Origin of the sequence: Lentzea rhizosphaerae (genome assembly GCF_042649515.1) — a bacterium.
Taxonomy (GTDB): domain Bacteria; phylum Actinomycetota; class Actinomycetes; order Mycobacteriales; family Pseudonocardiaceae; genus Lentzea; species Lentzea aerocolonigenes.
Map to the genome: position 1 here is coordinate 118049 of NZ_JBHRZI010000012.1, position 10507 is coordinate 128555.

The following is a 10507-nucleotide window of genomic DNA, read 5'->3' on the forward strand; positions in this document are numbered from 1 at the left end:
GCCGGAGGATCATGGCTGCCCGGCCAGCCGCGCGACTGGGGGCCGGCCGATCGGCTGTGGTCAGCCGGCCACCACGTGCGCCCGGAACGCCCACGCCACGATCTCGACGCGGTTGCGCGCCCCGACCTTGGCCTGCACGGACGACAGGTAGGCCTTGACCGACGACACCGAGACCTTCAGCGCGGCGGCGATCTCGCCGTTGCTCAGCCCCTGCGCGACGTGCCGCACGACGTCGATCTCCCTCGCACTCAGCACCTCGGCCTCGGCGCTGGCGACCGGTGTCACGGAGCGGCGCAGCACCCGCAGCACGACCTGGGGCGACACCAGCACGTCACCGCGCGCCGCCGACCTGACCGCCTCGACGAGCAGGCCGGGACTCGCGTCCTTGGTGAGGAACCCGCACGCGCCGAGGTCCAGTGCCTGGTTCAGCACCTCGTCGCTGTCGAACGTCGTCACCACCACGACACGGGTCTGCCCGGCGAGCTGCCGCGTGACCTCCAGGCCGTCGAGCCCCGGCATCCGCACGTCCACCAGGCAGACCTGCGGCATCAGCTCCTTCGCGCGCTGGACGGCGCTGATCCCGTCCGCCACGTCGGCGACCACGCTGACATCGGGCTGCGCCTCCAGGATGAGCCGGAAACCGGCGCGGACCATGTCCTGGTCCTCGGCGATGAGCACGGAGATCACGCGCGCACCTCCAGCGGCAGCTCGGCGGTGACGAGCCAGCCCTCGCCGGTGGCGCCCGCGAAGAACCGGCCGCCCAGCTCGTGCACCCGTTCCCGCATGCCCACCAGCCCGAACCCGCCGGAGTGCGCGGGCCGCGTGGTCCCGTTGTCCACAACGGACAGCAGCACCGCACTCGTCGTGAGCCGCACGTCCACCTCCACGCTGGTGGCGTCCTTCGCGTGCTTGCGCGTGTTGGTCAACGCTTCCTGCACGAGACGCAGGACCGACCGCCCCAGCTCCGGCCGCACGCCGTCGTCCAGCTCGATGCTCGTGCGCACCGGCAGCCCCGACTTCTCCACGAGCCGTTCGAGATCGGCGGTGAGGTCACTGGTCGCCGTCGCGGCCCCGTTGTCCCGCAACGTCCGCACCATCGCCCGCATCGCCCCCAACGCGTCCGTGCCGCCGTCGACGATGCCGGGCAGCATCGCGCACGCGGTGTCCTTGTCCTGCTCCGCCACCACGAGCGCGGCCTGAGCCTGCACGAGCATGCCCGTGACGTGGTGAGCCACGACGTCGTGCAGCTCCCGAGCCATGTCGAGACGTTCGTCGCGCCGCGCCCGTTCCTCGGCGGCGGCGGCCAACGCCTCCCGCGACCGGTCCCGCATGCGCAGCGTCACGCCGGCGCACACCGCCACGAACGCGATCAGCAGGACGAGAGCGCCCTGGTCGGTGCGGGTGAGGTCGGCGGTCGGACGGACAACCACCGCGTTCAGGCTGACCAGCGTCAACGCCGCGACGCAGGCAGCCGCGGTGAGAGGACGCGCGTTCCTGACCACCACGACGGCCAGCGCGACCAGGGCGAGCGCCTCGGCGATGTTGAGCGGCTCGAGCTCGAACGCCGGGGCCCTGACGCCGGGAACGTCGAGCAGGATCACTCGGCCGAAGCCGCTGACCAGTCCGGTGACGGCGACGACCGCGACGCACGCCGTGATGGTCGCGGTCAGCGGAAAGCGGGCGAACGCGGCCGCGACCGCCGTGACGGCGATGAGCGCGAGGACGCCGATCTCCCTGCCGCCCGGTGGCCAGGTGGCTGGGAGCTGGGCCAGCAGGGTGATGATGACGAGCGTGCCGACCAGCAGTCCGGTGCGATGTTCCCCCACGGCGGGATCGTACGAGGCGGGGTGAACGCGGGGCCTCGACCTTCTGGCCGAGGTGGGTGGCCACGAGGTCAGGTCGACGGAACCCGGGAAGTCAGCCCGCGGCCCCGATCGCCTCGTCCAGGATGCTCACCCCCAACGCCAGCTCCTCCTCCGAAGCCGTCAACGGCGGCGCGATCCGGAACACCCCACCCATCCCGGGAATCTGCACGATGTTCATGTGCAGCCCCAACTCCAGGCACTTCTGCGTGATCGGCGCGCTCAAGCTCTCGTCCGCGATCTCCAGCCCCACCAGCAACCCGCGCCCCCGCACGTCCGTCACGAGTGAGTGGCGCGCCGCGATGTCGTCGAGCCCGTTGCGCAGGAACGTCCCCAGCTTGGCGGCCCGCTCGTCCAGCCTCTCCTCGACCAGCACGTCCAGCACCGTGTTGCCCACGGCGGCGACCAGCGGGTCCGACACGTGCGTGGTGAAGAAAAGGTAGTTCCGCGCGTGCGCCTCCTCCTCGATCTCCGCAGACGTGATCACCGCGGCCAGCGGCAGGCCGGCGCCCAGCGTCTTGGACAGGGTCAGGATGTCGGGCACCACGCCGTCGCGCTCGAACGCGTACCAGTTTCCCGTGCGGCACAGGCCCGTCTGGGCCTCGTCCAGGATCAGCAGCATGCCGCGCTCACGGCACTTCTGCTGCAAAGCAGCGAAGTAGCCCGGCGGCGGTTCGAGGATTCCGCCGGAGCTGAGGATCGGCTCGACGATGCACGCCGCCAGCGAGCCTACGGACTGGGCGTCGATCAGGTCGAACGCCAGGTCCAGCTGCGCCTGCCAGTCACCGGACGGCGCCGGGATCGCGAAGTTGCCCGGGGTGGCGGGGCCGTAGCCCTTGCGGCCGGCGCTGTAGGTCGCGGCCGCGGCGGCCGCGGTCATGCCGTGCCACGAGCGGGCGAACGAGACGACCTCGTGCTTGCCCGTCACCAGTTTCGCCATGCGCAGGGCGGCCTCGTTCGACTCCGCGCCGGTGGTCAGGAGCTGCACCTTCGACAGCGACGGAGGCAGTGTCGCGGCCAGGCGGCGGGCCAGGTCCACCACCGGGCGGCTGAGCATGCCGCTGAACAGGTGGTCGAGGTTCGCGATCTGGCGGCGGACGGTCTCGACGATGCGCGGGTGCGAGTGGCCGAGGATCGCGCTCATCTGGCCGGAGGTGAAGTCGAGGACGCGGCGTCCGTCCTCGGTGAACAGGAAGCTCCCCGACGCGCTGTCGATGATCGCGGGCGTGAACGTTCCGCCGTAGCGGACCAGGTGGCGGTCTACGTCGTCCCAGAACGTGTCCATGCGCTAGACGCTACGAACGGGTGAGCATCAGGTCCATCTCACAATTCCACGCTGGCTGTTCGGAAATACTGCACAGCATGACGCTGAACCCGTGGCGCCTGCGCCTGCTCAGCCAGCTCGACGCGCTGGGCACCGTGCGGGCGGTGGCGCAGGCCGCGAACCTGAGTGCTTCGAGCGTGTCGCAGCAGCTCGCGGTGCTCGAGAGCGAGACGCGCACGCAGTTGCTCGAACGGACCGGGCGGCGGGTGCGGCTGACGTCGGCCGGGCTGATCCTGGCTCGGCGGGCACGCTCGATCCTCGACCAGATGGACGCCGTCGAGGCCGAGTTGAGAGGTCTCGCCGACGAACCGTCCGGGCTCATCCGGCTGGGCGCGTTCCAGAGCTCGATCCACACGCTGGCCGTGCCGGCGATCGCGCGTCTGCACCACCCGCACCTCCAGGTCGAACTGGTCGAGCTCGAGCCGCACGCGAGCATGCCCGCGCTGCTGGCGGGTGAGGTCGACGTGATCATCACGACCACCGACTTCGTGGAGCTGCCGGTGCCGCGCGACATCGACGTCGTGCCGCTGGGCGAGGACCCGATCGTGCTGCTCTCACCGCCTGGACAGCCCAAGAACGACCTCGCCGCGTGCAAGGACGAGCCGTGGGCGTTCGACGTTCCCGGCTCGTACATGGCGAGCCTCGCCACGCGGCTGTGCCGGCAGGCCGGGTTCGAGCCGAGGGTGGTTGGCCGGTTCAGCAACTACATGCTGACGCTCAAGCACGTCGAGGCCGGTCTCGCGGTCGCAGTGCTGCCCGCGCTGGCCGTCGACCGGCGGTTCGACGTGGTCACGAAGGAGCTGCCGGTGACGAGGAGGATCACCGCCGCGGTGCGCAGGGACTCGCGCGCCGCGATCACCGTGGTGCTCGACGCCCTGCATACTTCGGTCGCAGTCGGACGAGAGGTGATCAGGTGAGCAAGCGCGTCACGATCAACGACGTCGCGCAGGCCGCCGGGGTCTCGCGGCAGACGGTGTCGCGCGCCCTCAACGACAAGGGCGAGATCGACGCCGGCACCAAGCAACGCGTCCTCGACGCCGCGCGCGAGCTGGGGTACCGCCCGAGCCGGTTCGCCCGCGGGCTCGTGCGGCAGGACACGACGACGATCGGGCTCGTGATCCCCGACCTGCTCAACCCGTTCTTCACCGAGGTCGCCGCCGGTGCGCTGGAGGCGGCGCGGGCCCGCGGGTGGCACGTGATCGTCTACGACACCGCCGACAGCGTCGACACCGAACGCGGCACGCTGGAGGTCGTCGCGTCCCAGGTGGACGCCGTGGTCGGCTACTTCAGCCTGGACGAGGCCGAGCTCGACACCCACCTGAGCGGTCTGCCCGCCGTGCTGATCGGGCGTGAGCACCGGACGCCGAGGTTCAGCTCCATCCGCATCGAGGGCGCGGCGGGCGTGCGTGAGGCCGTCGACCACCTCGTCGCCAAGGGGCACCGCAGGATCGGCATGCTCGACTACGCGGGCCGCGCCAAGCCGAACAGCCGGCGCGCGTGGTTCGCCGACGCCATGGCCGCGCACGGGCTCGCCGACGACGCGGTCGGCGGGGCGGTGCAGTCCGTCGACGGCGGCACCGAGGCGCTGACCAGCCTGCTCACGAAACACCCCGACCTGACCGCCGTGTTCACGTTCAACGACATCATCGCGATCGGTGCGCTGCGGGCCGCCCGGCGGCTCGGGCGGACGGTGCCGGACGATCTGGCCGTGGTCGGGTTCGACGGGCTCCAGCTCGGCACCGTCGTCGATCCGGCGCTCACCAGCGTCGCGCTCGACACCCGGCGGGTGGGCGCGCTCGCGATCGAGCAGGCGGGCAGGCTGCTGACCGACTCACCGCTCCTGCCCGACGAGGAACTGCAGGTCAACGCCGTTCTGGTGATCCGCGAATCCGCCTGACCCCTTGACAGTTCTCGCTGCACCGGCACATGCTTCCGAGCGGTCCGTGAACGTTCACGGGAACGTTCACGGCGCTCCCGAGGATCGCCGGAGGGTGGAGCATCTTGTCGTACGTCGAAGACATGGGTCCGGGCACGGGCGCGCTGCCGCCGCGCGCGTTCTTCAGGTCCGACGCGCCCTCGTTGCCGCTCGACGGGACCTGGCAGTTCCGTCTCGACAACGGTGACTGGGGCCCGATCACCGTGCCGGGGCACTGGCAGCTGCAGGGCCACGGTTCGCCCGCCTACACGAACGTGGTGTACCCGTTCCCGGTCGAGCCGCCGTTCGTGCCGTCCGAGAACCCGACAGGTGACTACCGGCTGGAGTTCGACCTGCCCGCGCACTGGCCGGACGAGCCGGCGGCGCTGCGGTTCGAGGGCATCGACTCGTGCGGGCGCGTGTGGCTCAACGACGTCGAGCTCGGCGTGACGCGAGGCAGCAGGCTGCCCACCGAGTTCGAGGTGGGGCACCTGCTCCGCGCGTCGGGGAACGTGCTGGCGGTGCGCGTGCACCAGTGGTCGTCCGGCAGCTACCTCGAAGACCAGGACATGTGGTGGCTGTCCGGGATCTTCCGCTCCGTCACGCTGCTGTCGCGCCCGCGCGGCGGGGTGGCGGACTACCAGCTGCACGCCTCCTACGACCACGTCTCGGGACTCGGGACGCTGTCCGTCGACGGTGGCATGATCACCGTGCCCGAGCTGGACGTGCACGACCTCCTCCCGGGCAAGTCCGTCTCGGTGCCCGTGGAGCCGTGGAGCGCGGAGAGCCCGCGCCTGTACGACGGTGTCGTGCACACGGCCGTCGAGAACGTGCCGGTGCGGATCGGCTTCCGGACCGTCGCGATCGAGGACGGCGTGCTCACGGTCAACGGCGCGCCGATCGTGTTCCGCGGCGTCAACCGGCACGAGCACCACCCCCGGTCCGGCCGCGCGGTGCCACCCGAGGTCGCTCTCGCCGACGTCCTGCTGATGAAGCGGCACAACGTCAACGCCGTGCGGACCAGCCACTACCCGCCCGACCCGCGCTTCCTGTCGTTGTGCGACGAGTACGGCCTGTGGGTGATCGACGAGTGCGACCTGGAGACGCACGGGTTCGAGAAACTGGGCTGGGAGGGCAACCCGAGCGACGACCAGCGCTGGGCGGACGCCTACCTGGACCGCATGCGCCGCATGGTGGAGCGCGACAAGAACCACCCGTCGATCGTGCTGTGGTCGCTGGGCAACGAGTCCCACACCGGCCGCAACCTCGCGGCGATGGCGGAGTGGACCCGCGACCGCGACCCGTCGCGCCCGGTGCACTACGAGGGCGACTTCGACTGCGAGTACGTGGACGTCCACAGCCGCATGTACGCCTCGCACGAGGAGGTCGACTCGATCGGCCGCGAGCACCGGCACGGCAAGCCGTTCGTGCTGTGCGAGTTCGCGCACGCGATGGGCAACGGGCCGGGCGGGATGCTCGAGTACCGCGAGCTCTTCGAGCGGTACCGGCACGTGCAGGGCGGGTTCATCTGGGAGTGGATCGATCACGGGCTGGAGAAGGACGGGCAGTTCCTGTACGGCGGTGACTTCGGGGAACCGTTGCACGACGGCAACTTCGTGATCGACGGGTTGGTGTTCCCGGACCGGACGCCGTCGCCCGGGCTGGTGGAGTTCGCGAAGGTCTTCGAGCCGGTGCGGATCAGCGGGAGTGGATCTGCGATTCAGGTCGCGAACATGTACGACCACGTGTCGCTGGAGCACCTTCGGTTCGAGTGGGTGTACGAGGTGGACGGGGTGGAGGTGGCGTCCGGTGGGTTGGAGGTGCCGCCGGTCGCCGCCGGGCAGGTGGCGGAGGTGGCGCGGCCCGAGTTGCCTGCGGCGCCAGGCGAAGGCTGGCTCACCGTCCGCGCTTCTCTCGCCTCCCCCACCTCCTGGGCCGACGCGGGCCACGTCCTCGGCTGGGGCCAGATCCCCGTCACCGGCCCCGCCCCCGTCACCCCGATCAGCGCGGTGGAACTCGTCGGCATCGGCGACGCCCTCTGGCTCGGCCCCGGCGAGTTCGACCCGGCGACCGGCCTGCTGACCCGCTTCGGCGAGTACCAGGTCACCGGTCCGCGGCTCGACCTGTGGCGCGCCCCCACCGACAACGACCGCGGCTCGGACCACCCCGACGAACGGGCGTGGCGCGAGGCAGGGCTGCACCGGTTGCAGCACCGCGTCGCCGAGGTCGATGCGGAGGAGAACACGCTGGTCGTCCGGACGCGGGTGGCGCCGCCCGCCAAGGGGTTCGGCATGCTCGCCGACTACACCTGGACCGCCGACGGCGACCGGCTGCGGTTGCGGCTCGACGTCACGCCCGACGGCGAGTGGCCGTGCACGCTCCCCCGGCTCGGCCTGCGCCTGGCGCTGCCGGGTGAGCTGGACGCGGTCGAGTGGTTCGGGCTCGGGCCGGGTGAGGCGTACGCGGACAGCCGTCAGGCCGCGAGGGTCGGCCGGTTCGAGTCCACTGTGGACGCGATGCAGACCCCGTACGTCTTCCCGCAGGAGAACGGCAACCGCGCGGACGCCCGCTGGGTGCGGATCGGCGCGATCGAGATCCGAGGTGAGCCGGTGTTCGACTTCACCGTCCGCCGCTGGACCAGCGAGGACCTGGACGCCGCCCGGCACACTGCCGATCTCGAGGCCCGCGAGCACGTGTACCTCAACCTCGACCTCGCCCAGCACGGGCTGGGCACGGCGTCGTGCGGGCCGGGTGTGCTGCCGCAATACCGGCTGCACGCGCAGAAGGCGTCCTTCTCCCTGACGTTCCAGCATCTGGACTCGGTCTGAGCCGCGCCTAGGCTCGGCAGGAGGGTGATCTAGCGCCTGTATCGAAGTAGAGCGCCTCAGGCCTACCGGACATATTTTTTGGCGCGAAAAGCACGTTCGGGCCGATAGATGGCCCGAACGTGCTTTTCGCGCCAATCGCGACGAAGCTGGAGCCGGAGCTGGGCTGGCAGCCCTAAGCACCTGGCCAGAGGCTTTGTCCGTTACTCGCCTGGCGGACATACCTCCGGCCCTGATGGCGTCTGCAAGTACCACCAACTCAACATCAACAGGCACTTCCCCACTACCAACAGGGCCGTCGTGCACAGCCGGCGAGGAGCGGGTTGGGTGCAGGTAGCGGCGATTCGATCAAGAGTTGGTGGTACTTGCAGACGCACTCGGCACCAACGAGCCTCACGGTTTCGGACAAGACTGCTGGCCAGGTGCTTAGCGCACCCACCAGGTGTCCATGCGCGGCACCGACCTCGTGTCGCCCGCGGCCACCCGGCTCGCGTGGAACAGGAACCCGGCGATGCCCGCCGCGCCCTGCATCCAGCCGATGTCGGGCGGCAGCAGCGGGTCGGAGTTGCGGTGCTCGATGAACCGCCAGCACACGCCGTCGCCGTCCGGGATCGCGCGGTCCACGACCACGTCGGCCAGGTGCAGCGCGAAGTCCGTGTGCTGCCCGGAGTCGAGCAGGACGTCGCCGACACCCGCGGTGCCGCAGCAGCGGCCGTCGTTGTCCCAGAAGCCCGGGTACTTCCGTTCGGGCAGGCCGGAGACGCGGACGCTGTGCAGGCAGCGGCGGTGCCACTCCAGGACGTCCTCGCCGGCCACCTCGGCCACGCCCGCGTGCCGCAGAGCGGGCCACAGCAACGAGGTTCCGGTCGGGCCGTGGCACCAGCCGTACATGAACTGTTCCACGTCTCCGCCGAACGGGAAGACGCACTGGACGCGAAACCCTCCGTCACCGGTGTCGGCCAGTGCCACGAGGTGTGCGGCACCCGCGGCCGCCGCCTGCACGAGGTCCGGGCGCGCGAACTGGGCACCGGCCAGGGCGAGCGCTGTCGCGATGCCGGAAAGGCCGTGGGAGAAGTTGGGCATCTCCAGTTGCTCGACGCAGAAACGCGCCGGCACCGAACGCCAGTTCAGCCCGGACGGCACCTCCTCGCGCTCGGCCAGCACCACGGAGGCCGCCACTTCGCCGAGCTCCTCCGCGCCGTGGACCCCGTGCCGCGCTGCCCACACCGCCGCGAGCAGCACACCGGCAGAGCCCAGCGTCAGGTCGTGGTTGCGGGCGCCCTCCAGGTAGCGGGGTGGGCCGTACCGCTCCAGCGCCCATCCGTCCGGTGTGGACAGTGACAGGAGCCGCGCGACGGCCGCTTCGGATCCGGGAACGCCCAGTGCCGTCAGCACACCGATCGCCCCGGCGAGGCCGCTGAAGAACGTGTAGTCGGTCACGGTCTCGACGCCGGCGCGGACCTGGGCGGCGATGGTGTCCGCCAGACGGTGCTCCTCAGCGGTCCACTCGCGGCTCAGCCGGATCTCGGCCAGCACCTGTGCCAGGCCGCCGACCCCCGCGTACGTGCCGTCCCGCTTCTCCGCGTCGAACTCCTCGCCGGGCGACGGCGGAATCCAGACGATCTCGCCGTCGTGTCGCACCTGGTCCAGCACCCATCGCCACGCGGCCTCAGCGGTCGCCCGGTACGTGTCCACGCCGACGATCATTACATTGGCCGAAGTGACCTTGGACCAGATTCTCGCCGCCGCCGGACTCACCGGCGCGAGCACCACCCCGTTGGGCGGAGGCACCTACAACTCCGTGTTCCGGGTGTCCGCGAACGAGGGCGAGTTCGTGCTGAAGGTGGCGCCCGGTGACCAGCCGGGGCTGACCTACGAGCGCGGGCTGATGGCGACCGAGGCCTTGTTCTGCACGCTGGGGTCCGCGGTCGCGCCGGTGCCCGAGGTCGTCTACACCGACCGTTCCGGCGTTCTGCTCACCACCTTCCTGCCTGGTGAGCCTCTCCTCGAACGGTCCGGTGCCGACAGGCCGTCGATCCGCCGTCAGCTCGGCACGACCGTGCGACAGCTGCACGAGATCACCGGGCCCGGCTTCGGCTATCCCCAGCTCGGCCTGCACCCGACGTGGACCGAGGCGTTCTTCGCGATGTACGACGCCGTGCTCGCCGATGCCGGTCGCTACGGCGTGCGGCTGCCGAAACCCGATCTGGCCCGGCACGCGGCCGCGTTCGACGAGGTGACGCGGCCCGCGCTGGTGCACTTCGACCTCTGGGACGGCAACGTCCTCGTCGACGACGACGGGCTGAGCGGTCTGGTCGACGGTGAGCGCGCGTTCTGGGGCGACCCGGTGGCGGAGTTCGTGTCGCTCGCCCTGTTCGGGACGATCGAGGACGATCCGGACTTCCTGACGATCTACGGCATCGAGCTCACCGACGCGGAACGACTGCGACTGGCCGCCTACCAGGCCTATCTGTACTCGATCATGCTCACCGAACGGGTGCCGCGCGGCAGCACCGACGAGGCGTTCGAGACCTTGATCACCGGCGCGCTCGGCCGCGCCCTGGGCGTTCTCGCCTGACCA

At 70.7% G+C, this 10507-nt stretch carries 8 protein-coding genes; 4 read left to right on the plus strand and 4 right to left on the minus strand.

Going from position 1 to position 10507, the window contains the following annotated elements:
• Positions 1 to 60: 60 nt before the first annotated feature.
• From ACFOWZ_RS15415 to ACFOWZ_RS15425, 3 genes are all read right to left on the minus strand, one after another.
• The gene (locus ACFOWZ_RS15415; RefSeq protein ID WP_382372902.1) at positions 61 to 687 is read right to left on the minus strand and encodes a response regulator; all 627 of its coding nucleotides are present in this window, start codon (positions 685 to 687) and stop codon (positions 61 to 63) included.
• Positions 684 to 1826 (minus strand): sensor histidine kinase, encoded by a 1143-nt coding sequence (locus ACFOWZ_RS15420; RefSeq protein WP_382372904.1) that lies wholly within the window; start codon positions 1824 to 1826, stop codon positions 684 to 686. The genes ACFOWZ_RS15415 and ACFOWZ_RS15420 overlap by 4 nt, the downstream gene beginning before the upstream one ends.
• A gap of 91 nt (positions 1827 to 1917) precedes the next feature.
• On the minus strand, positions 1918 to 3147 hold the full coding sequence (locus ACFOWZ_RS15425) for an aspartate aminotransferase family protein (RefSeq protein WP_382372906.1): 1230 nt from the start codon (positions 3145 to 3147) through the stop codon (positions 1918 to 1920).
• A gap of 77 nt (positions 3148 to 3224) precedes the next feature.
• Here ACFOWZ_RS15425 and ACFOWZ_RS15430 point away from each other — a divergent pair, with 77 nt between their 5' ends.
• The 3 genes from ACFOWZ_RS15430 (at position 3225) to ACFOWZ_RS15440 (ending at position 7929) form a co-directional block, all read left to right on the plus strand.
• Positions 3225 to 4103 (plus strand): LysR substrate-binding domain-containing protein, encoded by an 879-nt coding sequence (locus tag ACFOWZ_RS15430; protein ID WP_382372908.1) that lies wholly within the window; start codon positions 3225 to 3227, stop codon positions 4101 to 4103.
• Positions 4100 to 5083: a LacI family DNA-binding transcriptional regulator gene (locus tag ACFOWZ_RS15435; protein WP_382372910.1), complete on the plus strand. Its 984-nt coding sequence runs from the start codon at positions 4100 to 4102 to the stop codon at positions 5081 to 5083. Before ACFOWZ_RS15430 ends, ACFOWZ_RS15435 begins: the two co-directional genes overlap by 4 nt.
• A 104-nt stretch (positions 5084 to 5187) precedes the next feature.
• A complete protein-coding gene (locus ACFOWZ_RS15440; RefSeq protein WP_382372912.1) occupies positions 5188 to 7929 on the plus strand; it encodes a glycoside hydrolase family 2 TIM barrel-domain containing protein in 2742 nt (913 codons plus the stop codon).
• 423 nt (positions 7930 to 8352) lie between these two features.
• Here the strand turns inward: ACFOWZ_RS15440 and ACFOWZ_RS15445 are convergent, their stop codons facing one another.
• The gene (locus tag ACFOWZ_RS15445) at positions 8353 to 9621 is read right to left on the minus strand and encodes a lanthionine synthetase LanC family protein (RefSeq protein ID WP_382372914.1); all 1269 of its coding nucleotides are present in this window, start codon (positions 9619 to 9621) and stop codon (positions 8353 to 8355) included.
• Between the two features lie 25 nt (positions 9622 to 9646).
• Here ACFOWZ_RS15445 and ACFOWZ_RS15450 point away from each other — a divergent pair, with 25 nt between their 5' ends.
• Positions 9647 to 10504 (plus strand): phosphotransferase family protein, encoded by an 858-nt coding sequence (locus tag ACFOWZ_RS15450; protein WP_382372916.1) that lies wholly within the window; start codon positions 9647 to 9649, stop codon positions 10502 to 10504.
• The last annotated feature ends 3 nt before the right edge of the window (positions 10505 to 10507 follow it).

Bases quoted from the DNA above. Each gene is read 5' to 3' on its own strand.
- ACFOWZ_RS15425 (WP_382372906.1), bottom strand. From the start codon at position 3,147: ATGGACACGTTCTGGGACGACGTAGACCGCCACCTGGTCCGCTACGGC.
- ACFOWZ_RS15430 (WP_382372908.1), top strand. From the start codon at position 3,225: ATGACGCTGAACCCGTGGCGCCTGCGCCTGCTCAGCCAGCTCGACGCG.